Genomic DNA, 24,655 nt, shown 5'->3' on the forward strand with positions numbered 1-24,655 from the left:
AGCCGGTGGCCCCCGGTTCCGGTACGGCGCTGGGGCGCGCGGGGCGGTCGTCCACCCCTCCGTCGCGCGGGTCCCGCCGGGGGCTGCGAGCCGTGCGGCCCGGCGCCGTCCACCGCGAGGGCGTGGTCCAGGAGGTCCCCGCCGTCCGCCGCCGGGTCGGAGGGGGCGTGGTGGCTGAGGCCGACGCCCACGGAACTCCTCCGGTTCGGCTCCGACCGGGCGGACCGGTGGCCCGGTGGTCCGGGTGGGGCTGTCTGCGGCGTCTCGCCGGCCGGGACGCCCGGGGGCTTCGAGCGTCCAGCCGGTCCGCCGCGCCGGAAGCCCCGTGGAACGTGCACGGCGCCCCTCCGGCGTGCTCGTCCGATCCGGCCCCGCGCGGGTCGTCTACGCCACGCCGGTCAGCGTGGCGTAGACGACCGTGTTGGCCTGGTAGCCGGTGTCGCCGGACCAGTCGCCGCCGCAGGTGATCAGACGCAGCTCCGGGCCGCCGGAGCCGCCGTAGACCTCGTCGTCGGGGAAGCGGTCCTTGGCGTACTCCTCCACCGCGTCGACCGTGAAGAGGGCCGTGCGGCCGTCCGCGCGCTCGACCGCGATCCCGGCGCCCGGCGTCAGGGCGCCGAGCCGGTGGAAGACGGCGGGGCCCGCCGGGGTGTCCAGATGGCCCGTCAGGACGGCCGTCCCCGGCGAACCGGGCGGGGTGCCCCGGGCGTACCAGCCGGCGAAGGCCGGGAGGTTCGGGGGAGGCGGCTCCAGCCTCCCCTCCTCGTCCAGTTCCAGGCGCATCAGACGGGCGTCGACCCCGATGACCGGGATCCGGACCCGTACCGGATCCGACGCGGGGAGCGGCGCGGCGGCGGGGCCGGAACGGGCCGGGACGTCCGCCTCGGCCGCCCGCGCGTCCCGCGGCCGGACCTGCGCGGCGGGCGGCGGGGCGTCGCTGCCGGTCGTCGCGTCGACGAGCAGCAGCGAGCCGGCCAGCGCGGCCCAGGCGAGCGGCCTGAGCGGCGGGGCGTACCGGGGCCGCGGGCCGCCGGACCGCGTCAGGCCCGGCCCCCCGCGCCCGCGGCGCGCCGGCGCATGCCGAGCGCCCCGCCCGCGACGGCCGCGCCCACGAGGAGCCAGCCGACGCCGAACTCGGTCTCCTTGCCGGCGGTCCCGCCGAAGCCGGCGTCGACGGCTCCGTTCGGACGGCCTGAGATCCGGTACGTGGCGGTCATCTTCTTCCGGGGCGGGCACTTGAGCGTCACGGTGTCGGTGCCGGAGGCGACGCCCTTCGGCAGCCGGAACTCGCCCGTCAGGACGCCCTTCCGGTCACCCGGGAGGAGGTGGAACTTCCCGCCCGCCACGGACTCCCCCTTGCCGTAGGTCTCCTTGCCGCAGGCGGTCGTGCTGACGGTGACGGTGTCGCCGGGGGACGCCGTCCGGGGGGTGACGCGGACGTCCCCGGCCGCCGTGCCGGCGGCTTCGCCCTCGGCGGCCAGGGCGGTGGGGGCGGGCAGGGCCAGGGCGCCGACGATCAGGGCGGCGGTGGCACCGGTACGGGCGAGACGCATGGTTTTCTCCTCGGACGGAGCGGTTCCCGCCCGGCTCGTCCGCGCGGCTTCTGTGCTGTGCTCCGAGCACGAGGGAAAGGCCGCCCGGTGATCACCGCAACGCGAGCGGCGCCCCGTGATGTCGCCCGGTCGGGCTCCCGGCCGCCGTCTCCGGCCCCGTCGCTGCAGGTCACGGCGGTGGGGCCGGCGTACCGGAAACGCCGGTGCCCGAGGGGCGAACGGGTTAGGGCACGGATCGTAGGTCCCCTCGACGGGCGGTACGGGCCCCGGGGCATGGGGGAAGTCCCTTCCGACCGGCGGTATGGCCCCCGGGGCGCGGGGCGGAGGTCCCTCCCGACCGGCGGTACGGACCCCGGGGCACGGATCGGAGGCCCCTTCCGACCAGCGGTACCCGCCCGGGCGCTGACGGCGTATCACGTGGTCTCCGGCCGGGCGGGTGGCGTTCGGGGGACGGGCGGCACGGCCGGGTGATCAGCGGTGGCGGGCCGGTGGGGCCGCTCATAGCTTCGCCCTATGACAAAACGACAGATCGCCCTCGTGGCATGCGCCGTGGCCGCCGTGACGACGGGTCTGGGAGCCGCCCCGCCCACCACCCCCGAGGCCTCCGCCGCCTCCCGGAACGTGCACCGGGTGAAGCCCGGCGAGTCGATCCAGAAGGCCGTGGACGCCGCGAAGCCGGGTGACAGCATCGTCCTCGCCCCCGGCACCTACCGCGAGAGCGTCACCATCACCACCTCGGACCTGACCCTGCGGGGCTCGACCGTCTTCCCCACCGTCATCGTGCCCGGCAAGGCCGCCACCGGCGCGTGTGCCGAGGCCGGCCACGGTATCTGCGTGACCGGCACCGCCCAGCGGCCCGTCGAGAACGTCACCGTGCGCTCCCTGACGCTCAGGAACTTCGCCCGGAACGGCCTGTGGGCCTCCCGCACCGACCGGCTGACGGTCCGCGGGGTGACCGCCGAGAAGAACGGCAACTGGGGCATCGCCCAGGAGCGGTCCGTGCGCTCCGTGCTCAGCGGCAACACCGCCCGGGACAACGGCGACGCGGGCCTCTTCGTGTCCAACACCACCGACACGGAGGAGGGGGCCGTCGACGCGAAGGGCACCCTCATCAGCCACAACCGCCTGTCCGGCAACCGGATCGGCCTCACCGTGCGGCGGCTGCGGAACGTCACCGTCGACCGCAACGAGGCGACCGGCAACTGCGCGGCGGTCTTCGTGGTGGGCGACGAGTCCACCCCGCGCGCCGGTGCGATGAGCCTGCGCCGCAACCACATCCACGCCAACAACAAGTACTGCCCCAAGACCCCCCGCCTGCCCTTCCTCCAGGGCTCGGGCATCGTCCTCACCGGCGCCGAGGAGACGCTGGTGGCCGAGAACAGGATCGAGGACAACAGGGGCGCCTCCCCGCTGTCGGGCGGCATCGTGCTCTTCAAGAGCTTCGTGGGCGCCCTCAACGAGCGCAACGAGATCCGCGACAACGTCGTGCTCCGCAACGGCACGGCCGACCTCGCCAACCGCGACACCGGCAAGGGCAACACCTTCCGCGGCAACACCTGCGAGGTCTCCGAGCCCGCGGGCATGTGCTGACCTCCCGCACGCACGCACTCCCCCCACGGCACGACAGAGAAGGCAAGGCGACAGATGACGACCGTTGACCCGGTGAGGACCGTCGACCCCGCTCCCCCGCCGCCCATGCGGCTGCGGGAGCTCGTTTTCGGAGCGGCGTGCGCCGCCGCCGTGCGGGCCGCCGCCCGGCTCGGCGTGGCGGACGCCCTCCAGGACACGCCCGCGAGCGTGGAGGACCTGGCGGAGGCGGTGCGGGCCGAGCCGCGGACGCTGCGCCGGCTGCTGCGCGCCCTGGCCTGCCAGGGGATCTTCGAGGAGCGGCCCGACGGCACGTTCGCGCACACGGAGATGTCCCGGCTGCTGCGCGAGGACGACCCGCACAGCCTGCGGTACATCGCGCTGTGGTGCACCGAGCCGTGGACGTGGGACGTCTGGCCGAGGCTCGACGAGGCGGTGCGCACCGGCGGCAGCGTCTTCGAGGACGTGTACGGCAGGGAGTTCTTCCCGTACCTCAACGAGGACGCGCCCGAGTCCGCGTACGTGTTCAACCGGGCCATGACCACGTCGAGCCGGCAGTCCGCGCAGGACGTGGCCGACCTGCTCGACCTGGCGGGCGCGGCGTCGGTCGCGGACATCGGCGGCGGCCAGGGGCACGTCCTGGCGAGCCTCCTGGAGCGGCACCCCGCCCTGGAGGGGACGCTGCTCGACCTGCCGGGCGTGGTGGGGAACGCCGACCCTCGGCTGCGGGAGGGCGGCGCGCTCGCCTCCCGGGCCCGGGTCGTGGCCGGGGACTGCCGCGAGGACATCCCGGTCGAGGCCGACGTGTACGTCCTCAAGAACATCCTGGAGTGGGACGACGACAGTACCCGCAGGGCGCTCGCCAACGTCCGGAGGGCGGCCCGGCCCGGCGCCCGGGTCGTCGTGATCGAGAACCTGGTGGACGACACGCCCTCGATGCGGTTCACGACGGCGATGGACCTGCTGCTGCTCCTCAACGTCGGCGGTGCCAAGCACACCCGGGAGAGCATGGTCGAGCGCCTGGCGGACGCGGGCCTCGTCATCGGCGAGATCCGGCCGGTGAACGCGTACCTGCACGCCTTCGAGTGCACCGTCCCCGCCTGACCCGGGAGGCCCCCTCGTCACGGCGGGGGAAGAACCGAGGCCGCCGGCTCCGCGTCGTACGCGGGGCCGGCGGCCTTCGGGTTTCCCGTGCTCCGGGTCCGGTCAGGAGGCGGGGTCCCGCTCCCAGCGGTAGAAGCACTGCGCCATGGCGTCCCTGGGGCTGCGCCAGGTCTCCGGGTGGTAGGCGCTGACGTACGTGGACAGGCGCTCGCTGACGTCCCGGAACTCGGGGTGCCCGGTCAGCTTCGCGATGGCCGGTGCCGGGTCCCGCTCGGACTCGATGAGGTGCAGGTAGACGTCGTCACCGAACTGGAAGAGGCTCCGGCGGGAGACGCCCACCAGGTGGGGCAGTTCGCCGCTGTCCGAGGCGGCGAACACGTCGGCGATCGCCGGCGCCGAACCGGGCGCCATGCGGGCGACGATCAGGGCGTGGTGCATCGGGCGTCCTTCCTGGACGGCTCAGTCGGAGAGGACCGGGGCGGGCCGGCGCTCGCGGGCGGCCTGCTCGATGCGGTCCCGGATGAGGGCCATCTGGGTGCGGGAGTTGCGGTTGATGTTGGCGGTCATCCAGTCGTCGTCGACCGGGGCGTCCGGCTTCATCGCGAAGTCCTGCACCCAGCGCATGTGCACGCCGGCCGGGGTCTCCTCGTACTCCCACCGGATGTTCATGTGGGCGAAGGGGCCGGTCTCGACGCGGCGGGCGGTGACGGTCCGGCGCTCGCGGTCGGGGGTGCGCTCCGAGACCCAGCTCCAGACCTTGCCGGACTCGTCCGGGTGCATGGTCAGGCGGAAGGTCGTCGTGTCGCCTTCGCGGGAGAGCACCTCGACGGAGGCGTACTCGCTGAAGAGGGAGGGCCAGTTCTCGAGGTCGTTGGTGATGTTCCAGACGAGGTCGAGGGGGGCGTCGATGGTGATGCTGTTGTCGGTGTGTCCTGACACGTCAGACTCCGGTGGTGAGGGTGCTGTTGACGAGGCCGAGGAAGTCGGCCGGGGTCTTGCTGCGCTCCGCGTCGGGGGGCAGCGCCACGCCGTGGCGGTTCTCCAGCTCGCCGACGATGCCGAGCAGGCCGAGCGAGTCGACGCCGAGGGCGCTGAAGGGGACGTCGGAGGCGTTGCGGAGGTCCTCGGGGGCGACGGTGACGCCTGCGGACTGCTTGACCAGCGCGGCCAGCTCTTCGAAGGTCAGTTCGGTGATGCTCATGTGTGCTCTCCTTCTCCCGCCCGGTCCTACCGGGCGGTCTCGTCGCCGCGGCGCACTACCAGCGCGGCGTTGGATCCCATGAGGCCCCTGCTGAGGACGAGGGCCGTCCGCAGGTCGGCGGGGCGGGCGCGCGACACCACCAGGTCGATGTCGTGGCAGACGTCGAACACGTTCGGGGTGGGGGGCACCAGGCCGTGCTCCATCGCGAGCACCGCGGCCGCGACGTCCAGGACGGGGGCCCCGCAGTAGGCGCGGCCGATCCCGGTCTTGGGCGCCGTGACGGGCACCCTCGCGGCGTGCGCGCCCAGGGCGTCGGCGAGGGCCAGCGCCTCGGCGCGGTCCGCCTCCGGTACGCCCAGGGCGTCGGCGAACACGACGTCGATCTCCTCCGGGGCGCAGCCGGCCTCGTCCAGGGCGACCCGGATCGCACGGGCCAGCCCCTCCCGGGACTCGGCCCAGCGGGAGGCGCCGGTGAACGTGGCGCCGTGTCCGGCGACGACGGCCCGGACGGCCGTCCCCCGGTCCCGGGCGCGGTCCTCGTCCTCCACGACGAGCACGGCGCCGCCCTCCGCCGGCACGAAGCCGGAGGCCCCGGCGGTGAAGGGGCGGTAGGCCCGGTCGGGCTCCTCGACGGTGCTGAGCTCGGGGTAGCCGAGCTGGCACACCATCGAGTACGGGGCGAGGGGCGCCTCGGCGGCGCCGACGACCACCGCGCCCGTCCCGCGCCGTACGGCCCTGGCCGCGTGGGCGAGGGCGTCCAGGCCGCCGGCCTCGTCGCTGGCGACCACGCCGCACGGGCCCTTGAAGCCGCTCCGGATGGAGATCTGGCCGGTGCTGGCGGCGTAGAACCAGGCGATGGACTGGTACGGTCCGACGAACTTGGAGCCCTGGCCCCACAGCTTCTGCAGCTCCCGCTGGCCGAACTCGCCGCCGCCGGACCCGGCGGCCGTGACCACCCCGACGGAGAACGGGTCCTCGGGGGCGTCCCGGCCGAGGCCGGCGTCGTCGAGGGCGAGCGAGGCCGCCGCCATGGCGTAGTGGCTGAACCGGTCGGTCTGGACGAGGAAGCGGTCCTCGATGAGGGTCGAGGCGTCGAAGGACCTGACCTCGCCCGCGACCTTGAGGGGCAGGTGCTCGCACCCCTCGCGGGTGATCCGGTCCAGGACGCCGATGCCCTCCTGGACGGACTTCCAGTACGTGTCGGCGCTCAGGCCGTTGGGGGCGATCACCCCGACGCCGGTGACGACGGCGCGCTTGGGCTGCTCCGTGCTCATCGTGTCCTCCCTGCCGGCTCCGTCAGGAGCACGGCGGACTGGAAGCCGCCGAAGCCGCTGCCGACCGAGAGCACGTTCCTGAGCTTCCGGGGGCGGGCGGTGCGCGGCACGTAGTCCAGGTCGCACTCGGGGTCGGGGACCTCGTAGTTCGCCGTCGGGGGCACCACCTGGTGCTGGAGGGCGAGGACGCAGGCGGCCACCTCTATCGCGCCGATGGCCCCGAGCGAATGTCCCACCATGGACTTGATGGAGCTCATGGGGGTGTCGTACGCGTGGGCGCCGAGGGAGCGCTTGACGGCGGCGGTCTCGTGGCGGTCGTTCTGCCGGGTGCCCGAGCCGTGCGCGTTGACGTAGTCGATCCGGGTGGGGTCGAGCCTGGCCTGGTCGAGGGTGCTGTCGATGGCCCGGGACATCTCCAGGCCCTCCCCGGTGAGACCCGTCATGTGGTACGCGTTGCCGAAGGTGGCGTAGCCGCCGATCTCGCAGTAGACGTGCGCGCCGCGGGCCCGGGCGTGCTCGTACTCCTCCAGGACGAGGACCGCCGCGCCCTCGCCCATGACGAAGCCGTTGCGGCGGTCGTCGAAGGGCTTGGAGGCGTGCTCGGGGTCGTCGTTGTCGGGCGAGGTCGCCTTGATGGCGTCGAAGCAGGCCATGGTGATCGGGGAGATCGGCGAGTCCGACGCCCCGGCGATGCAGACGTCCGCCCGGCCCTCCTGGATGGTGTGGAAGGCGTAGCCGACGGCGTCGAGGCCGGAGGTGCAGCCGGTGGAGACCGTCTGCACCGGGCCGCGGGCGCCGAAGCGCTCGGCGACGAACGAGGCGAGCGTGCTCGGCGAGAACGCCAGGTGCAGCTTCGGGTCGGCGGCGCGGTGGTCCACGTCCCACCGCTGTCCGCCCGCGCTGACCAGGACGTAGTCGTGTTCGAGCCGGGTGGTGCCGCCGACGGCGCTGCCCAGGGAGACCCCGACGCGCCACGGGTCCTCGGCGGCGGTGTCGAGCCCGGAGTCGCGGACGGCCTCCCCGGCGGCGACGGCCGCGAACTGGATGTAGCGGTCCGCGTGCAGGCTCAGCTCGGGGTCGAGGCCGTGGGCCAGCGGGTCGAAGTCGCACTCGGCGGCGATGCGCGAGCGCAGGCCGGCCGGGTCGAACAGGGTGATGCCGCGGGTCGCGGTGCGGCCCTCGGAGAGGAGGTTCCAGAACGCCGCCGTGCCGGTGCCGCCGGGGGCGACCACTCCGATCCCGGTGACGGCCACGCGCCGGTTCACTCGATGGCCCCGGTGCGTTCGGGGACCTGGCCGGGGCCGCCCACGGTCAGCTGCGGTCCGACGGGGGCGTCCGCCGTCTCCTCGGTGTCGACGTGGCCGAGGCTGGGGTGGGGGGCCAGCGGGCCCAGGTGGAAGACCATGCGGGCCTCCTCGTCGCCGACGTTGCGGAAGCGGTGCCGCACGTCGATCGGGATCAGGAGCCCCTGGTCGGGCCGGAGGGCGTACGTCTCGCCGTCCAGGTCCACTTCGAGGGCGCCGGAGACGACGTACACGAACTCCTCGGAGTACGGGTGGTAGTGCTCGCCGATGCGCTCGCCGGGCTTGACGATGGCCAGGCCCATGAAGCCGCTGGTGGAGCCCACGGCGGCCGGCGTGAGCATGGCCCGCAGGTCACCTCCGCGCCTGCGGTTGGGCTCCGTCTCGTCCAGGCTCACGATGAGGGGCTGCTGGTGGGGCATGGGTGATACCTCCGGGTGGGGCGGTGACGTCCGGGCGGGGGCCGCGGCCGTCGGTCAGGAGTCCGCCGAGGTGCGGTCGGTGACGGGCAGCATGTCGGCGTGCGACAGGAGCCGGTTGAGGTTGCGGTCCGTCGTCAGGGCGCCCTCGACGCCGATCGCGGCGCCGTCGAGGAGGGCTTCCAGCTCCTCGGCCTTCCCCGGGCCCTTGAGGCCGAGGGAGGCGGCGGGGTCGAGGTCGACGTCGCCGGTGATGTCGACCAGGCGCACCACGATGTCGTCGCGGTGGAAGACGGTGCTGCCGTGCACCGGGCTGTCCGGGTCGTCCGCCGCCGCGGCGTCCTGCTCGGCGAGCAGCCGGGCCAGGTCCATGCCGCGGCCCTCCTTCGCCGGGTAGTACAGCGCGTGGCGCCGCAGACCGGCCGGGGCGGGCCGGTCGGCGACCACGTGGTGCACGGCCGGGAGCGCCGCACGGGTGAAGAAGACGCGGGCCGACTCGGGGTCGGTGAGGTCCCGCTCCTGCTCCAGGTACGGGTTGAGGGCCTCCTCGACGGCGCGGACCTCGGGCTGGCGGGCGACGTGGCGCAGGGCGGCGAGGAGGTCGCCCTCGACCTCCACCGCGCGGACGACGCGGTTGCCGTGCATGAAGAGGGAGGTGCGGCGCAGCCGGGTGTTCTCGTCCACCTGGGCGCGGGGCGAGTCGTAGCCGGCGAGGATCTCGGCGACCTTCGACTCCGAGCCCGGCCTGACGGTGAAGGTGAGGGCGTGGCGGGCCACGCTGTCGCCCTCGCGGGCCGCGACCTGGAGGCCCGCCCGCGCCGCGTCCTGTGCGAGCGGACGGCCGCCGCCGGTCTCCCGCAGGACGCTGTAGCGCATCGAGCGGGTGTCCCGGACGCAGCTGTGCATCGGCTTGACGACCTCGACGTGCTCCTCGCTGTTGACCCAGGCGAGGAAGGGCGGGGCGCTCTCCCACTCGCTGGTGATGAGCCACTGCGAGGGGTTCTCGATGGACTGGCAGAGCTGGTCGCTGATGTGTCCGGGGACGGCGGCGACCTGCTTGCGCATCAGCTCGTACGCTTCGAGGAACTGCTGCTGGGCGCCTTCGTACAGGTCGAGCAGCAGGATCACCCGCAGCCTGGAACCGTCGAACGCCGATTGCGAGACACGTGCCGAAACGGTCATCCGGCGCACCTCTTCTCTCTTCGGGAGTTTCCTTCGGGCCTCTTCGAGCCCTTCTCCGGGGATCCGCTTCGGGGAAGCCGGGAGGGGGCCGCCGTGCCGGGGAGGGCAGGGGCCGTCATGTGCCGATCGTCGGCGTGCTCCCGCGAGTCGCGCGACTCCCACGGGGCGGATGAGTGAACCGCGCGTCATTCGGGTGCCCCGAACGCACGAAGCGGCCGTCTCAGGGCATGGATCTCCATCCCACCCCCGACTCGCGTCACAGGTGACGCTGGAGGCACTCGATGAACCGATTCGAAGGGTCCGGCGAGGTCGTCGACACGTCCGTCCTCATCGTCGGCGGCTCTCTGGTCGGACTGTCCGCCTCGTTGTTCCTCGGCCGCCTCGGCGTGCCGCACGTGCTCGTCGAGCGCCACGCCGGCACCTCGGTCCATCCGCGCGGGCGCGGAAACAACGTGCGCACGATGGAGCTGTTCCGGGGCGCCGGGGTGCGGCGGCGCGTCCAGGACGCCGCGTCGGTCCTGGCGCGCAACAACGGCATCCTGCAGGCGCCGAGCCTGGTCGGGGACGCCGGCGAGTGGCTGTTCAGGGAGATCGACCCCGGTGGCGGGCTCGCCCGCTTCAGCCCCGCCGCGTGGTGCCTGTGCAGCCAGAACGACCTGGAGCCCGTGCTGCGGGAGACCGCCGCGGGTCTCGGCGGGGACCTGCGGTACGCGACGGAGCTGATGTCCTTCGAGCAGGACGCCGAAGGGGTGACGGCCCGGGTCAAGAGCCGGGAGACCGGCGAGCACACCACGGTCCGCGCGGAGTACCTGGTCGCGGCGGACGGCCCGCGCAGCCCCGTGCGCGAGCGGCTCGGCATCGAGCGGAACGGCCCCGGCGACCTGTTCCACAACGTGAGCGTCACCTTCACCTCGCGGGGCCTCGCGGAGGTCGTCGGCGACCGGCACTTCATCGTCTGCTACCTGACGGACCCGGGGGCCGACGGGGCGCTCCTGCCGGTCGACAACCGGGAGCGCTGGGTGTTCCACGCTCCCTGGCACCCCGAGCGCGGCGAGACCCTGGAGGAGTTCACCGACGAGCGGTGCCGGGAGCACATCCGCCGGGCCGTGGGCGTGCCGGACCTCGACGTGGAGATCACCGGCCGGGCCCCCTGGCACGCCGCCGAGCGGATCGCCGAGCGGTACGCGGAGGGGCGGGTGTTCCTGGCCGGCGACTCGGCCCACGAGATGCCGCCGACCGGGGCGTTCGGCTCCAACACCGGCATCCAGGACGCCCACAACCTGGCCTGGAAGCTGTCCGCCGTCCTGGACGGCTGGGCCGGGCCCGGTCTGCTCGCGTCCTACGACGCGGAGCGCCGGCCGGTCGCGGAGGCGACCAGCGCCCGCGCCTCGTCCCGCTCGGTCGAGCACAGCCACCCGGGGTACGCGCCGGACCCCGGCGTCAGCCCGGCGGGCCGCAAGGACGGCATCCTCAACGTGGTCCTGGGCTACCGCTACCCGCGGGGCGCGGTCCTGGGCGCCGACGAGGCGGTGCCGGTCGTGCCCGACGGGCTGCGCCTCGGCGGCGAGCCGGGGACCCGGTCGCCCCACCTGTGGCTGGAGCGGGCCGGGGAGCGGGTCTCCTCCCTCGACCTGTACGAGCGGTGCCCGGTGCTGCTGAGCTCGGCGGGCGGCACGGGGGCGTGGCACGCCGCGGCGGCCCGGGCGGCGGCCCGGCTCTCGGTGCCGCTGGTCTCGTACCGGATCGGGGCCGGTCCGGACGCCGATCTGGTCCCGGAGGCCGGTGCGGACTGGGCGGAGCTGCACGGCGTCACGGAGGGCGGGGCGGTCCTCGTCCGCCCCGACGGGTTCGTGGCGTGGCGCTCCGAGGGGCCCGTGGAGGACCCCGAGACGGAGCTGCGGACGGTCCTGGCGACCCTGCTCGACCTGGCGTGACCCCGGGAGGCCCCCTTCCCGCCCGGGCGCACCGGGCGGGAAGGGGGCCTCGTCGCGGGCGGCGGGCCCACCTGGAACGGCCCGTCAGAAGCGGTCCGAGCGGCCCGGAAGTCCGGGAAGGCCGGGAAGGTCCCGGGGCGCCGGCGGCGGGAGCCGCAGGGCGTCGGTCTTCCGGCCCGCCGGGGTCCGGCAGGTCACGTCGGCGGCCGGCAACCTGCCCGTCACCAGGTAGGCGGTGCCGGTCGCGTCGGCGCAGGACCCGGAGCCGTAGACGCCGTGGCCCAGGCCGTCGAGGACCGTGACCATGCGGGAGCCCTTCAGGGCCCGGCGCATGCCCTGGCCGCTGACCAGCGGCGTCTGGGGGTCCCACTCGTTCTGCAGGACGAGCGCGGGGACGGAGTTGCCGATCCTCGTCGCGGGCTCCGCGCCCCTGCCCCAGAACGCGCACGGCTTGATGTGGGAGGCGAAGTCGCCGTACAGCGGGTACCTGGCCTTGTCGCGGACGGCGTCGCGGCGGTACTGCTCCGGGTCGCGCGGCCAGGCCCGGGTGTCGGCGCACACCACGGACCAGAAGGCCGCGTCCCCGTTGTCGGACGGGACGTCACGGGCGAAGGACGGTGGGACGGGTGCGGTCGGCAGGCCGCGCCGCGACGGCGACGCGCTCGGTGCCGGGGTCTTGCCGGCGGCGGCGTCCTTGAGCAGGACGACCGTCTCGGCGGCCTCCTGCACGGAGAAGAACATGGCCCGCCAGGAGCGGATGTCGTCGCCGGACACGAGCACGCCGTCGACGGGTATGGGCGTGCGGTTCGCCCCGGCCACCAGGTCCCAGAAGGTCTCGCGGACCTCGGCCGGGGTGCCGCCGAGGCCGTACGTGGCGTTCCGCGCGGCGGTCCACTCGGTCCACCGCGTGAACGCGGGCTCCGCGCCCTCCGCCCACACCTGAATCATGCCCCGCCAGACGCGCTCGGGGTCGACCGCGCTGTCCAGGACGAACCGGTCGGTCCGCTTCGGGAACAGCTGCGTGTAGACCGCGCCCAGGTAGGTGCCGTAGGAGTAGCCGAGGTACGAGATCTTCTTCTCGCCGAGCACGGCGCGGATGACGTCCATGTCCCGCGCGGTGTTGCGGGTGCTGAGGTGCGGCAGGACGGCCCCGTTCGCCGCCCGGCACTTCTCGGCCACGGTCCGCGCCCACCGCACGTCCTTGGCGAACGTCGCGGCCTTGTAGGGGCGTTGCCAGTTCAGGTCGTCGGCGTTCAGACCGCAGCCCACCGGGGAGCTCCGTCCGACGCCCCGGGGGTCGAAGCCGATCAGGTCGTACCGCTGCTTCACGGCGTCCGGGAGGTCCGGCCCCAGGTACACGGGCATGTCGAGCCCGATGCCGCCGGGGCCGCCCGGGTTGAGGAGCAGGACGCCGCGCCGGTCCTCGGCGCTGGTCGCCCTCGTCCGGGAGATCGCGACGTCGAGCTTCTTCCCGTTCGGGCGGCTGTAGTCGAGCGGCACCTTGATCGTCGCGCACTCGTAGTTCGCCGGCCCCTCGGGCTCGCAGCGCTTCCAGCGGGGCTTCTGCTGCGTGTACTGCCGGAGGGGATCGACGGCCGCCGGGGCGGTGGACGTGGTCGCCGAGGCGGCGGCGGGAGTGAGGGCGGGCAGGAGCGCGGCGGCGACGCCCATGGCCACGAAGGATGCTGTGCGCCTGTTTCTCACAGTGTGTCAGGTCCTTGCGGGAGGTGGATGAGTCGGTCTCATGCACCTTCGCTCACAAGGGAGTTGGGCGAATCCTCCGTCCAGGCGGCTTCGTGTCCGACCTCAGGAGTAGCGCACGGCGCGGCGGATGGTTCCCGGGGTGGAGAACGCGACGGGCCGTTTCCCCGTCACGGGGACGGCGGGGGGCCGTCCGCGGGCGGGCGGGTGGCGACGAGGACGCCGATCTTGTCGATGCGGTGCTCCGGGTTGCCCAGGGCGTCCCGCCAGTGGTTGCCCGCCGCGTCGTCCTCGGGCGTGGCACAGGTGGAGAGGGTGATCATCGCCCGGGTGGGCTCCTCCCCCGGCTTCCCGGGGACCGGGGCGCGCTGCTCGGCGAGGGAGGAGGCGGACCGGAAGGAGGTCGAGCGGGTGGCGACGATCCGGTACTCGTATACGGCGTCGTCGGCCGTCACGACGACCGTGTCGCCCTCCTCGACCTCGGGGAGCAGGCGCAGGGGCCCGCCGGCCGAGAGCCGGTGCGCGGTCACCAGGTAGTTGCCGACGTCGCCCGGCCCGACGCCGCCCCGGTCGCCGTGGGGGCTCGCCGCCACTCCGCGGTCCTGGATCCGCGTGCCGGCCCGGTCGTCGCTGGTGCCCTCGTACGGGAGGACGGGCAGGTCCGCCACCCCGATGGACGGGATGTCCAGCTCGGCGCGGCGCGGGCGGGCCTCGGGGACGGGCGAGGGGGACGGCTCGGCGGGGGCGGTCGTGCGCTCCGGGGACGGGGACGCGGGCGGGGCGGCCGTGGGAGGGGGCGGGGCCGTCGTGGCGCCCGCCGTGCCGTCCGGAAGGGGGCCGCAGCCGAGGAGCGCGAGGATCGCCGCCGCCGTCGCGGCGGCGACGGCGAGGCGGGTGCGACGGGTGCGTGCCATACGGGACGGGCCCTCCGGTGGCGGTGTACGGCTCACAAGGATTGTCCCGTACGAGGCGCCCGGGGGGCTACTGGATCATCCCCGGCCCCCGCGGGGCACACGGGCACGGCCCGGACACCGCGGGAAACGGGCGTCCGGGCCGTGCGCGGGTCGTCGGGTCAGGGCAGGCGGTGGTTCTCGTCCAGCACGACACCGCGTTCGGGGCGGTACAGGTCGAAGCCCCGGGTGTCGCACTGCAGGCCGCCGACGATGCAGTGGTCGACCAGGGCCTTGAGGGTGCGCTCCTCCCACGCGTTGAAGAAGTCGTAGTGGAAGGAGTAGCCGCGTCCGCTGGCCAGGCGGACCTGGCTCATGTCGCCGTTGACCGGCCACGCCATCTTGAACTCGATCATCGGCAGGGCGACCGGGTGGGAGGCGGGGCACATGTTGTCGTTGGTGCCGGGCTTGACCACCGGGTAGGCCATGTGGCTCTGGTGGTCGGGGGTGTCGAGGTACTTCCCGTCCCAGCAGCTGGGGGCCTGCATGCGCAGGTTCAGCTGGACGTCGGGCCGGTTCGGACAGTTCGCCGGGATGTCGGTGTTGAAGAAGCTGTCACCGCATTCCCAGCCCTCGACGAAGCCCTTGTGGGACCGGAACTCCTGGGCGGTCTGCATCGGGTTGCCGACGACGAACCGCAGTCCCTTGGGGAAGGGCCGCACGCTCCGGTAGTCGGTCACGCCCGCCTTGTAGTAGATGACCTGGGGGCCGACGGGCAGGATCTTCTGGTCACCCTTGTAGAGCGAGGGCATCCAGTACGCGGAGGCGTCGGCGGGCGCCTTGCAGGTGGTGTTTCCTCCGTAGAGCGAGCCGGTGGTGCTGGCGGCGTTGGTGGAGGTGTTGCCCATGAACGTGTGGTCGTGGGACCTGCCGAACTGGCCCGGGTAGACGATCGGGTCGTCCGGCGCGGTGTGGGTGACGGAGCAGCCGGCCTGGAACTCGTGGTGGTAGGCCGGCGGCGGGGTGGCCGTGGAGGGGACGACGCCGGTGACCTGGGGTACGGCGGGGATGTAGCCGTCCCCGTCGGCGTCGTCGCCCGAGGCCTGGGTGGAGGCGGCCATCCGGTGGCCTTCGTGGTGGGCGGCCGCGACGACGGCGGGCGGGAGGCCGCCGTCCGGGTCGGTGGCCTGCGCCATCGTGCCGATGCCGAGGGCGCCGGCGATGAGGGCCGTGCTGACGAGGAGTACGGAGAGCCGCTTCGGACTCGATCTCATGGGGATCTCCTGCCCGTGGGGGTGGTTCCGCGTGAACGCGAGGGCTCCACGCGACTGGTGTGGTGGTTTCCCGTGCGGTGGTGCCGGGGTGGCGGGGCCGAGCGGCGGGCCCCACCACCCGTCATGGGGAGTAGGCGTCGTCAGGCGTAGACGCCGAACTCGTGGAGCGAGTAGCCCCAGCCGGTGCCGCGCGCGGTGAGCTGGAGCTTGACGTACCGGGCGGTGGCGCCGGTCTCGATGGTGTCGATGTCGCCGTTACCCGTGGTGGTGGTGTGGATGGTGCGCCAGGCAGTGCCGTTGTCGGACACCTGGACCTCGTAGGACGTGGCGTAGGCGGGGTCCCAGACCAGCTGGAGCCGGTTGAAGGAGCGGACCGAGCCGAGGTCGACCTGGATCCACTGGGGGTCGCTCCAGTCGCTGGCCCAGCGGGTGCCGGGGTTGCCGTCGACGGCGTTGGAGGCGGGGCAGGGGCAGTCGCCGTAGGAGGCCTGGGAGGAGGAGGCGGTGGCGGGCCTGCCCAGGGCGATGTCGGTGCCGACGACGGGCGGGGCGACGACCTTCACGGACTTGGTCTCGATGCCGGCGTTGCCACGGCCGTCCTCGGCCTGGACGTAGACCTTCCAGACGCCGAGCTTCTCGGGCGCGGTGACGGCGAAGGTGCCGTTGCCCAGGGAGCGGTACTGCGCGTCGACGAGGCGCTTGTCGCCGTTGGCGTAGTTCCCGCTGAGGTAGATCTTGGGGGTGACCGGGTCGCCGTCGGGGTCGCGGATGTCGGCGCGGACCGTGAACTCGCGTCCGGCCGGGGCGGCGGAGGCCGGGCTGACGGTCATGTTCGTGATGACGGGCGGGGTGTTGTCGCCGGCGGTGGAGCCGGTGTAGGCCTTCTTGACGGCGTAGTACGACAGGCGCTTGAGGCCGTCGGGGATCAGGTTGAACCAGACGCCGCCGAAGTCGTGTTCGAGGCCGTAGTGGAAGAGGGTGGCGCCGAGGGCGACGCCCCGGTGGCCGGTGACGCAGTTCCAGGCCTTGGTGTAGCCGTCGGCCTTCTGGACGTCGGTGGGCTCGTCGGGGACGCCGTTGGCGTCGTTCGGCACCTCCCACTCGCCCGCGGGGCCGCCCTCGGTGATGATGTACGGCTTGGTGTAGCCGCCCTGCTGCCAGTCCCGCTGCACGTTGCAGACGTCGCCGTAGGAGTTCATCGAGTACAGGTCGAGGTCGGGGGCGTTGCGCTTGTAGTACGGCCAGGCCCCGGTCCAGGCGTCCGTGGAGGTCACCGGGTGGTCGGGGTCGATGGAGTGGATCCTCCTGGCGACGTCGTTGACGAAGGTGGTGTAGGCGTTGCGCTGGGCTTCGAGCTCGGTGCCGCCGTAGCAGTTCTGCAGGCCGAGGACGGACTCGTTGCCGACGTTCCACATGAGCGTGGCCGGGTGGGACTTGTAGGTGTCGACCCACTTGGCGAACTCGGTGAGCATGTCGTTCTTGTACGCGGTGTCCGTCACGTAGTCGACGCAGCCGCCGGAGCCGGGGCCGCCGCCGGGCTGGAGCCAGAAGCCGTTGACGACCTTGAGGCCCTGGGCGGCCGCGGCGTCGAGCAGGGGCTTGCTGGAGGCGTCGGTCCCCCAGGTGCGGACGGTGTTGACGCCCATGGACCTCAGGTCCGGCATGTGGCGGGGGGCGTCGGCCATCGACGGGCCCCAGGTGAGGCCCTTGACCGTGTACGGCTGTCCGCCGACGGTCAGTTGCCAGTTGCCCTGCGAGCCGGTGACCCGGACGGCGCCGCCGGGCCCGGGCTGGGTGGTGCCGCCGTCGCCGTAGACCCGGAACTCCCAGAGGGAGTAGCCGTATCCGGTGGCGCGGGTGATGCCCTGGAGGCGTACGTAGCGGCCGGTGCCGGAGACCGCCAGTTCGTCGGTGCCGCCGTCGCCGGCCGTCACGGAACCGGCGGTGCGCCAGTCGGTGCCGTTGTCGGAGAGCTGGATGGCGTAGGCCTTGCCGTAGGCGCCCTCCCAGTTCAGGACGACGCGGCTGATGTCCGCGCGTGCGCCGAGGTCGACCTGGAGCCACTGGTCGTCGCTCCACCGGCTGGCCCAGCGGGTGCCGGTGAGGTCGCCGTCGACGGCGGCGGAGGCGGAGTAGGCGGCGCCCTCGGTGGAGGAGGCGGTGGCGGTCTTCCCCTGCGAGAGGAGGGTTTCGGCGGCGGTGGCGGGCGCCGCGGTCAGGACGGTGGCGGAGGTGGCGAGCAGGGCTCCGAGGGAGACGAGCGAGGCCGTGGTGCGGGCCCGCCTCCGTGTGGTCGGGGCGGTGGTCATGGGGGCTCCTGGACAGGCGGTGGAGGGGATGGCCTTCCGGGCGGCGCGGCGGGGTCCTGGAACGCCGCCCGGAAGGAGCGGGGGGTGCCGGGGCGCGCCGGTCGGGCGCGTCCCGGCGGGGCCGTCAGGGGAAGGAGACGACGGTGGAGGGCACGGTGGAGCTGCCGCCGGGGACGGTGGAGGCCCCGGTGTCGTTGATGACGTGGTTGTAGTGGCCCATGCCGCCGAGGGAGACCACCAGGAGGCTGTGGAACTTCACGCCCGGCTTGACGGGCGCCTTGAAGCCGTGGTCCTGGACGATGGTCGGGTCGACGTTGTAGTTGCAGTAGCTGCCGAGGCCCCACGCCTCGTGGGTGTTCACGGAGTCGTCGACCCGGTAGGCGGCGTACCCCTTCGTCGAACCGTTCTGGATGGCGGCCTGGTTGGGCGCGTCGTACGCCTTCTCGTTCTGGTAGAAGATCGTGCGGCCGCGCTCGCCGTACCACTCGACGTCGTACTTGTTGAAGTGCTCGACGAACAGGCCGGTGGCGAGCACGTCGTCGCCGTTGACCCGGACGCCGTAGTCGGCGCGGTTGGTCTCCCAGCCCCAGCCCTCGCCGTGGTCGGCGCGCCACACCCAGGTGTGGTCGATGATGGCGTCGTCGCTGTTGACGACCACGCTGGTGGTGGCCTTGCCGACGTGGGCGCCGCCGATGCGGACGTAGACGTCCTGCACGGTGGTGGGGTTGGCGGCGTGGTCGGCGGAGGAGTTCTGCGGGCCGAGCTCCAGCAGCGTCGGGGAGTTGACCGGGCCGGCGTCGATCAGGAAGCCGGCGAGGCGGACGCCGTCGACGTCGGCGACCTTCATCGCGGTGACGCCGTTGTCGGGGATGATCGTGGCGAGGCCGAGGCCGAGCACGATGGTGTTGGCGCGGTTCACGTTGATGCTCTGGTCGACGTGGTAGACGCCCGGGGTGAAGAGCAGGTGCAGGCCCTGGGCCAGCGCCTGGTTGATGGTGGCGGCGGTGACGCCCGGCTTGACCACGTAGAACCGGTTCAGCGGGATGGACTCGCCCTGCGGGGTGCCGTTGGCCCAGCTGGTGCCGCGCGCGTTGGTCCGCTTGGCGGGCGCGAAGACCTTGTACTCGTTGCCGTCGAGGTAGAGGTAGGGCTTCTCGCGGGAGATCGGGGTGGTGTCGAGCGTGGTGTAGCGCGGCTCCGGGAAGGAGGTGGCCGGAGCGCCCTCGACGCCCGAGAAGGTCTGGTTCCAGACGCTGTTGGACCAGCCGCCGATGGAGCTCTCGCGGGTGTACCACTGCTGCTGCGAGTAGTTCCCGACCTGGCCGTCGATCTTCGAGTCGGCGATGTAGCCGCCGCTGGCCCAGCCGTAGCCGTTCGGGGCGAGGTTGAGGCCGCCCTTGACGTGCATGCGGCGGAAGGAGGAGGCCTGGGAGACGGCCCAGCGGTTGGTGCCGTTGACCGGGTTGAGGGTCAGGCCCTCGGCGCCGCGCCAGAAGTTCTGGGTGGCGTTGCCGTTGAACCAGCCGGCGTCGACGGTCACATCGCCGTTGATGGTGGTGTCGCCGGGGCGCAGGCCGAGTCCGGCGATCTGGGTGTAGAAGCCGATCTGGGCGTTGAGGTTGTTGTACGTGCCCGGCTTGAAGAGGAAGGCGTGCCGGCCGGAGCCGAACTGGGCCGACTCCTGCTGTTGGAAGACCTGGTCCAGCTTGGCCTGGATGCCGGGGGTGGAGGGGTCGAAGACGTGCACGTTGGGGCCGAGGTCGCCGCCGCCGGGGAGGACGGGGCCGGTGCCGTCGGTGGTGCCGTACACCTGGAACTCCCAGAGGGAGAAGCCGTATCCGGTGCCGCGGGTCGCGCCGTTCATGCGGACGTAGCGGCCGGTGCCGGAGAGGGTGACGTCGTCGGTGCCGCCGTCGCCGGCGGTCACGGTGGTGACGGTCCGCCAGTCGGTGCCGTTCTCGGAGGCCTGGATCTGGTAGCTCTTGCCGTAGGCGGCCTCCCAGCTCAGGGTGGCGCTGCTGAGCGTGGCGCTGCGGCCGAGGTCGACCTGGATCCACTGGTTGTCGTTCCACTGGCTGGCCCAGCGGGTGCCGAAGTCGCCGTCGACGGCGGCGGACGCGGCGAAGGCGGCGCCTTCGGTGGAGGAGGCGGTGGCGGTCTTCCCCTGGGAGAGCAGGGTGGGGGCCGCCTGGGCCGTCGTCGCGGGGGCGAGGGCGAGCAGGCCGCCTGCCAGGGACGCGACGAGTGCGCCGACGGTGGCCCGTCGGACGTTCTGTGCGGGACGCCGGAGGACCGGCGGGGACCCGACGGAGGACATGGGTCTCCTCTGGGATACATGGGGGAAACGTGGGAGAGCGCTCTCCGAAACCTTGCCCGCAGGGCGAGTTGACGGTCAAGGCGTGTGACACGACTTTTCTTTCGGCTTTCATTAAGTCACGACACCGATGGCTTCCGGCCGGTCCCCGACCGTTCTCCCACCGGACGCGCCCCACCGTTAAAGTGCGGAGGTGGGGAATCGAGTACCGACTCTGGAAGACGTCGCACGTGAGGCGGGGGTGTCGCGGGCCACGGTGTCCCGCGTCGTGAACGGGGTGCGGAACGTATCCCCCGACATCCAGCGGAGCGTGCGCGACGCCATCGCCCGCACCGGCTACGCCCCCAACCAGGCCGCCCGCTCCCTGGTGACGCGGCGGACCGGGGCCGCCGCCCTCGTGCTCTCCGCGACGGACGGGGCCTTCGCCGCCCGGGTCTTCTCCGACCCGTTCTTCGGACGCGTCGTGGACGGCGTCCTGCCCGTGCTGCGCGAGCGCGCGATCCAGCCGGTGCTGCTCGTCGCCGAGTCGGAGCGGGCCAGGACCCAGCTCGTCGAGTACCTGCGGCGGGGCGGTGCCGACGGGGCCCTCGTGGTGCCGCTCGACGACGAGGACCCGCTGCCCGCGATGCTGGCCGCGGCCGGCCTCCCCACGGTCCTCTTCGGCCGGCCCCGCGACGGGGAGCGGTACGGCTTCGTCGACCTCGACAACGACGCGGGGGCGCGCCTCGCGGCCGAGCACCTGTGGGCCACCGGCCGGCGGCGCCCCGCCACCGTCGCCGCACCGGTCACCGCCCCCGCGGCGGCGGCGCGCCTGGACGGCTTCCGCCGGGCGCTCGCCGCCCGGGGCGTGACGGACGTGCCGGTCGTACGGGGCGGGTTCACGGTCGACAGCGGCCGGCGGGCCATGGCCGAGCTGCTGCGGGACCACCCGGACGTCGACGCGGTGTTCGCCGCGAACGACCTGATGGCCGAGGGCGCCTGCCAGTACCTGCGCGAGCGGGGCGTGGACGTCCCCGGCGCGGTGGCCGTCGTGGGCTTCGACGACTCGGCGGCCGCACGGCGCTCCCGGCCCCGTCTGACCACCGTCCGCCAGCCGGTGGAACGCATGGCGGCCGCGCTGGCCGGCCTCCTGGTCGAGGAACTGGAGGGCACCCGGACCGGCCCCGCCTCACGGGTCTTCGAACCGGTCCTGGTCGTGCGCGAGTCCGCCTGACCGCCCCCGTGCCCCTCCCGGTCCGGGGGCTCCCCCGGGGAGGGGGCGTGCGCCGGCCTCCGGAGGGCGCCCGAGCGGTCTCGGGGCGGCCCTCCGGAGGCCGGTGAGGGAGTGCCGGTTCAGCCGGCGGTGGCCTCCCGGTGGGCGCGGATGACGTCCGCGTACCGGCGGCCGCTCGTCTTCACGGTCCGCTTCTGCGTCGCGTAGTCGACGTGGACGAGTCCGAAGCGCTTGTCGTAGCCGTAGGCCCACTCGAAGTTGTCGAGCAGGGACCAGGCGTAGTACCCGGCGAGCGGGACGCCCTTGCGGACGGCGCGGGCGCAGGCCGCGAGGTGCTGCTCCAGGTAGCCGGTGCGCTCCGGGTCGTGGACGGCGCCGTCGGGGCCGACGGTGTCGGGGAAGGCGGAGCCGTTCTCGGTGACGTACAGCTCGCGCACCCCGTAGTCCTCGGTGAGGCGCAGCAGGAGGGCTTCGAGGCCGCCGGCGTCGATCTGCCAGTCCATGCCGCTGCGGGGCACGTCGGGCAGGCGCACCTCGCGGGCGTGCGGGACGGGTCCCTCGGGGTCGTCGGCGACGGTGACCGGGAAGTAGTAGTTGAGGCCGTGCCAGTCGAGCGGGGCGGCGATCAGCTCCGCGTCGCCCGGCTTCTCGGGGAGCTCGACCCCGTACAGCTCGCGCATGTCGGTCGGGAAGCCGCGGCCGTACACCGGGTCGAGCCACCAGCGGTTGGTGTGGCCGTCCATGCGGGCGGCGGCGGCGAGGTCCTCGGGCCGGTCGGAGGCGGGCGCGACGGTGGAGTGGTTGGTGACCAGGCCGATCCGGGCGCCGGGGGCGGCGGCGCGCAGCGCCCGGGTGGCGAGGCCGTGGGCGAGCAGCAGGTGGTACGAGGCGCGGACGGCGGCCGTGAGGTCGGTGAGGCCCGGGGCCATCCGGCCCTCCAGGTGGCCGATCCAGCCGGAGCAGAGCGGTTCGTTGAGGGTGGCCCAGCGGGTGACGCGGTCGCCGAGGCGCTCGGCGACCGCGGTGGTGTAGGCGGCGAGGTGCTCGGCGGTCTCGCGGACGGTCCAGCCGCCGCGGTCCTGGAGGGCCTGCGGCAGGTCCCAGTGGTAGAGGGTGACGGAGGGGGTGATGCCGGCGTCGAGGAGGCCGTCGACGAGCCGGTCGTAGAAGTCGAGCCCGGCCTTGTTGACGGGTCCGTCGCCGCCGGGGACGACGCGGGGCCAGGCGACGGAGAGCCGGTAGGTGTCGGTGCCCAGCTCCTTCATCAGGGCGATGTCCTCGCGCCAGCGGTGGTAGTGGTCGCAGGCGGTGTCGCCGTGGTCGCCGTTGTCGATCGCACCGGGAACCCGGGAGAAGGTGTCCCAGATGGAGGGGGCCCGCCCGTCCTCGGCGACGGCGCCCTCGATCTGGTAGGCGGAGGTCGCCGTGCCCCAGGCGAAGGACGGCGGGAAGGCCTCCAGGTCGAGCGCGGGGCGGGAACCGGTGGATTCGGACACGGAGAACCTCTTCGTGGTCGGTGGGGAGGAGGGCGTCACTTGACCGCACCCGCGGTGAGGCCGGCGACGAGGTAGCGCTGGAGGAGCAGGAACCCGGCGACGACGGGGACGCTCACCACGAGGGAGGCGGCCATCACCTGGTTCCAGTAGACGTCGTTCAGGGTGGCGTAGCCCTGGAGGCCGACGGCGAGGGTGCGGGTGCTGTCGGTGGTCATGACGGAGGCGAAGAGGACCTCGCCCCAGGCCGTCATGAAGGCGTAGATCGCGACGGCGACGATGCCGGGCGTCGCGGCCGGGATGATCACGCGGAACAGCGCCTTGACCGGCCCGCAGCCGTCGACCTTGGCCGCCTCGTCCAGCTCGCGCGGGATCGAGTCGAAGTAGCCGGTCAGCATCCAGATGGAGAACGGCAGCGAGAAGGTCAGATAGGTGAGGATCAGCCCTTCGCGGGAGCCGAACAGGGCGATGCCGGTGGCGTTGCCGAGGTTGACGTAGATGAGGAAGAGCGGCAGCAGGAAGAGGATGCCGGGGAACATCTGCGTCGAGAGGACCGTCACCGTGAAGACCCGCTTGCCGCGGAAGGAGTAGCGGCTGACGGCGTACGCGGCGAAGACCGCGACGACCACCGAGAAGACCGTGGCCGCGCCCGCGACGACGATCGAGTTCACGAAGTAGTCGGCGAGCGGGACGGTCTCCCAGATGTCCGCGTACGGGCGGAGCGTGAGCCCGGAGGGGAACCACTCGAACTTCCCCGACACGTCCTTGAGGGGCTTCAGGGAGCTGGAGACCATCACGTACACCGGCAGCACCACGAACGCGGTGAGCAGGGCGAGGAAGATCCGCCGGGTCCACAGGAACGAGCGGGGCGCCGCCATGGGCGACCGGGGGGCCGTGCGCCGGACTGCGTGCTCAGACATCGGAGGTCTTCCTTCCGCGGGTGGTGAGCAGGAGGTAGACGCCCGTGACGACGAGGAGGAAGAGCAGCAGCAGCACGGACATGGCCGAGCCGGTGCCGAAGTTCCACGTCTGGAAGGACGACTGGTAGATGTGGAGCGAGATCAGGTCGGCGGCTTCGGGGGCCGCCTTGCCGAAGAGCACGAACGGCGTGTTGAAGTCGTTGAACGTCCACAGGAACAGGACGAGGACGAGGACCTGGTTGACGGAGCGCAGGGACGGCAGGGTGATGTGCCGGATCTGCTTCCACACGCCGGCGCCGTCGAGGGCGGCGGCCTCGTACATGTCCCGGGGGATGTTCTGGAGTCCCGCCATGACGGTGAGGAAGGCGAAGGGCCAGCCCTTCCAGACGGAGACGACGAGCAGGGCCCAGAAGCTGTTGTCCCCGATGAGCCAGAAGGCGGGGCTGTCGCCGATGCCGAGCTGGTCGTGCAGGACGTGGTTCACCAGGCCGTTGTCGCGCTGGAACATGAACGCCCAGGTGATGACGGCCGCGTAGACCGGCAGGGCGTACGGGACGAGGAACAGGGTCCGCAGGAAGCCCCGGCCGCGGAAGTTCTCCTGGAGGAAGACGGCGGCGGCCGTCCCCAGGAGCCAGCACAGTCCGACGGAGAGGACGGTGAACGTGCAGGTCGTCAGGAAGGACTTGAGGAGCGCCTGTCCGACGGGGGCGTCGAAGTCGATCGCGACGCTGTAGTTGTCGAACGCCGTCCAGGGCGCCTCTGACCAGTTCCGGATGTAGAACTGGGTGAGCTCGCGGAAGCTCATGGTGATGCCCATGAGCATCGGGACGAGGTGGACGAGGAGTTCGAGGAGCAGGGCGGGCAGGAGCAGCAGGTACGGCAGTGCGACGCGGCGGCGCCCGGAGCGGCGCGGGGTGCGCGCCTCTCCGGGTGCGGCCTTGCGCACCGTCCGCCCACTCGGAGGAGTGACGACGGTTTCGGTCATG

The 24,655-nt window shown here is 73.0% G+C and carries 21 protein-coding genes; 4 read left to right on the forward strand and 17 right to left on the reverse strand.

All coding sequences use genetic code 11. The features are described 5' to 3' along the window. Window positions 1-384 precede the first annotated feature (384 nt). Both OO47_RS14450 and OO47_RS14455 read right to left on the reverse strand, forming a co-directional pair. Complete coding sequence (locus tag OO47_RS14450; protein WP_234323190.1) at window positions 385-1,122, reverse strand: class F sortase; 738 nt, start codon at window positions 1,120-1,122, stop codon at window positions 385-387. After that, on the reverse strand, window positions 1,041-1,553 hold the full coding sequence (locus OO47_RS14455; RefSeq protein ID WP_030213826.1) for a hypothetical protein: 513 nt from the start codon (window positions 1,551-1,553) through the stop codon (window positions 1,041-1,043). The genes OO47_RS14450 and OO47_RS14455 overlap by 82 nt, the downstream gene beginning before the upstream one ends. Window positions 1,554-2,066: 513 nt before the next feature. On the opposite strand from OO47_RS14455, the gene OO47_RS14460 reads away from it, so the two are divergent. Together OO47_RS14460 and OO47_RS14465 are read left to right on the forward strand one after the other, a co-directional pair. Next, on the forward strand, window positions 2,067-3,143 hold the full coding sequence (locus tag OO47_RS14460) for a right-handed parallel beta-helix repeat-containing protein (RefSeq protein WP_030213827.1): 1,077 nt from the start codon (window positions 2,067-2,069) through the stop codon (window positions 3,141-3,143). A 54-nt stretch (window positions 3,144-3,197) separates the two neighbouring features. Then, on the forward strand, window positions 3,198-4,244 hold the full coding sequence (locus OO47_RS14465) for a methyltransferase (protein WP_051716003.1): 1,047 nt from the start codon (window positions 3,198-3,200) through the stop codon (window positions 4,242-4,244). Between the two features lie 102 nt (window positions 4,245-4,346). Here the strand turns inward: OO47_RS14465 and OO47_RS14470 are convergent, their stop codons facing one another. From OO47_RS14470 to OO47_RS14500, 7 genes are read right to left on the reverse strand one after another with little or no spacing between them, the layout of a single operon-like run. After that, window positions 4,347-4,682, reverse strand: coding sequence for a TcmI family type II polyketide cyclase (locus OO47_RS14470; RefSeq protein ID WP_030213832.1), 336 nt, complete (start codon window positions 4,680-4,682; stop codon window positions 4,347-4,349). A 21-nt stretch (window positions 4,683-4,703) separates the two neighbouring features. After that, on the reverse strand, window positions 4,704-5,183 hold the full coding sequence (locus tag OO47_RS14475; protein ID WP_030213835.1) for an SRPBCC family protein: 480 nt from the start codon (window positions 5,181-5,183) through the stop codon (window positions 4,704-4,706). A gap of 1 nt (window position 5,184) precedes the next feature. Then, on the reverse strand, window positions 5,185-5,445 hold the full coding sequence (locus tag OO47_RS14480; RefSeq protein ID WP_030213838.1) for an acyl carrier protein: 261 nt from the start codon (window positions 5,443-5,445) through the stop codon (window positions 5,185-5,187). 26 nt (window positions 5,446-5,471) lie between these two features. Further along, the gene (locus OO47_RS14485) at window positions 5,472-6,719 is read right to left on the reverse strand and encodes a ketosynthase chain-length factor (protein ID WP_030213841.1); all 1,248 of its coding nucleotides are present in this window, start codon (window positions 6,717-6,719) and stop codon (window positions 5,472-5,474) included. Next, window positions 6,716-7,984: a beta-ketoacyl-[acyl-carrier-protein] synthase family protein gene (locus tag OO47_RS14490; RefSeq protein ID WP_030213844.1), complete on the reverse strand. Its 1,269-nt coding sequence runs from the start codon at window positions 7,982-7,984 to the stop codon at window positions 6,716-6,718. The genes OO47_RS14485 and OO47_RS14490 overlap by 4 nt, the downstream gene beginning before the upstream one ends. Continuing rightward, window positions 7,981-8,442 carry a cupin domain-containing protein gene (locus tag OO47_RS14495; RefSeq protein WP_030213847.1) on the reverse strand — a complete coding sequence of 154 codons (462 nt, stop codon included), beginning with the start codon at window positions 8,440-8,442 and terminating at the stop codon, window positions 7,981-7,983. The genes OO47_RS14490 and OO47_RS14495 overlap by 4 nt, the downstream gene beginning before the upstream one ends. 54 nt (window positions 8,443-8,496) lie before the next feature. After that, window positions 8,497-9,621 (reverse strand): TcmI family type II polyketide cyclase, encoded by a 1,125-nt coding sequence (locus OO47_RS14500; protein WP_030213850.1) that lies wholly within the window; start codon window positions 9,619-9,621, stop codon window positions 8,497-8,499. Between the two features lie 281 nt (window positions 9,622-9,902). On the opposite strand from OO47_RS14500, the gene OO47_RS14505 reads away from it, so the two are divergent. Continuing rightward, on the forward strand, window positions 9,903-11,555 hold the full coding sequence (locus tag OO47_RS14505; RefSeq protein ID WP_030213853.1) for an FAD-dependent oxidoreductase: 1,653 nt from the start codon (window positions 9,903-9,905) through the stop codon (window positions 11,553-11,555). A gap of 84 nt (window positions 11,556-11,639) precedes the next feature. Here OO47_RS14505 and OO47_RS14510 read toward each other — a convergent pair whose 3' ends face one another. The 5 genes from OO47_RS14510 to OO47_RS14530 form a co-directional block, all read right to left on the reverse strand. Further along, window positions 11,640-13,259 (reverse strand): alpha/beta hydrolase, encoded by a 1,620-nt coding sequence (locus OO47_RS14510; RefSeq protein ID WP_030213856.1) that lies wholly within the window; start codon window positions 13,257-13,259, stop codon window positions 11,640-11,642. 167 nt (window positions 13,260-13,426) lie between these two features. Continuing rightward, a complete protein-coding gene (locus tag OO47_RS14515; RefSeq protein WP_051716005.1) occupies window positions 13,427-14,170 on the reverse strand; it encodes a class E sortase in 744 nt (247 codons plus the stop codon). A gap of 158 nt (window positions 14,171-14,328) precedes the next feature. Beyond that, complete coding sequence (locus tag OO47_RS14520; protein WP_030213861.1) at window positions 14,329-15,420, reverse strand: DUF1996 domain-containing protein; 1,092 nt, start codon at window positions 15,418-15,420, stop codon at window positions 14,329-14,331. 140 nt (window positions 15,421-15,560) lie between these two features. Then, the gene (locus OO47_RS14525; protein ID WP_030213864.1) at window positions 15,561-17,729 is read right to left on the reverse strand and encodes a discoidin domain-containing protein; all 2,169 of its coding nucleotides are present in this window, start codon (window positions 17,727-17,729) and stop codon (window positions 15,561-15,563) included. 124 nt (window positions 17,730-17,853) lie between these two features. Beyond that, window positions 17,854-20,046, reverse strand: coding sequence for a discoidin domain-containing protein (locus OO47_RS14530; RefSeq protein WP_030213867.1), 2,193 nt, complete (start codon window positions 20,044-20,046; stop codon window positions 17,854-17,856). 190 nt (window positions 20,047-20,236) lie between these two features. Here OO47_RS14530 and OO47_RS14535 point away from each other — a divergent pair, with 190 nt between their 5' ends. Further along, window positions 20,237-21,256, forward strand: a complete 1,020-nt coding sequence (locus OO47_RS14535; protein WP_030213870.1) for a LacI family DNA-binding transcriptional regulator — start codon at window positions 20,237-20,239, stop codon at window positions 21,254-21,256. 119 nt (window positions 21,257-21,375) lie between these two features. Here OO47_RS14535 and OO47_RS14540 read toward each other — a convergent pair whose 3' ends face one another. Genes OO47_RS14540 through OO47_RS14550 form a run of 3 tightly spaced genes read right to left on the reverse strand, consistent with a single transcriptional unit; the run spans window position 21,376 to window position 24,654 of the window. Beyond that, window positions 21,376-22,752 carry a GH1 family beta-glucosidase gene (locus tag OO47_RS14540; RefSeq protein WP_033209065.1) on the reverse strand — a complete coding sequence of 459 codons (1,377 nt, stop codon included), beginning with the start codon at window positions 22,750-22,752 and terminating at the stop codon, window positions 21,376-21,378. 35 nt (window positions 22,753-22,787) lie between these two features. Beyond that, window positions 22,788-23,627 carry a carbohydrate ABC transporter permease gene (locus OO47_RS14545; protein ID WP_030213878.1) on the reverse strand — a complete coding sequence of 280 codons (840 nt, stop codon included), beginning with the start codon at window positions 23,625-23,627 and terminating at the stop codon, window positions 22,788-22,790. Window positions 23,628-23,661: 34 nt separating this feature from the next. Further along, on the reverse strand, window positions 23,662-24,654 hold the full coding sequence (locus tag OO47_RS14550) for a carbohydrate ABC transporter permease (RefSeq protein ID WP_030213881.1): 993 nt from the start codon (window positions 24,652-24,654) through the stop codon (window positions 23,662-23,664). Window position 24,655 lies beyond the last annotated feature (1 nt).

The organism is Streptomyces bikiniensis (genome assembly GCF_000716625.1).
GTDB lineage: Bacteria > Actinomycetota > Actinomycetes > Streptomycetales > Streptomycetaceae > Streptomyces > Streptomyces bikiniensis.